This is a genomic window from Cupriavidus sp. 05N38 (assembly GCF_056397345.1).
Window position 1 is genome coordinate 1 of sequence record NZ_JBFTNF010000179.1, and the last position, 465, is coordinate 465.

General features: G+C 60.9%; 2 protein-coding genes. Both read right to left on the bottom strand.

From position 1 onward, the window contains the following. The coding region (locus tag AC1DK4_RS40805; RefSeq protein WP_477132277.1) for a hypothetical protein at positions 1 to 187 on the bottom strand (187 nt) is incomplete at its 3' end. 97 nt (positions 188 to 284) lie between these two features. After that, positions 285 to 465, bottom strand: a 181-nt coding sequence (locus AC1DK4_RS40810) for a hypothetical protein (protein ID WP_477132278.1), incomplete at its 5' end; no start/stop codon positions are given.

Genomic DNA, 465 nt, shown 5'->3' on the forward strand with positions numbered 1-465 from the left:
TTGAGCGTGTTTTGAGCGTGTTCACGTTGACGCTCTGCAGCTGGAGGATGTTCTGGTTGACGTTGACATTGACGTTGGCCGCCGGGCCCAGTCCCTGCATCCAGGTATTGGCGCCGCCGCGCACCGCGGCCAGGGACTTGCTGTCGAGTTCTTGGGTCAGGGCGAGGTCGCGCACGATGAGGGACATGTTGGTTCTCCTTGGCTTCACGGGATAACTTGGGATGCTCTTGATTGGCTGGTTGCCGGCGGAGGTGGCGGGGCCGCCTCCGCGTCTGCCGGGCGGTTCAACGATAGATGTTGTTCTGGGCGTTCTGCGTCGAGTTGACATGCGACTTGATGTCGTCCACGAAGGCGGCGTTGTTGCCGTTCATGTTGACCACGCTCTGGGTCTGGCCGATCAGTTGCGAGGCATTGAAGGTCGAGTCGACCTTGACGGTGCTGAACACCGGCACGAAGGGCACGAAG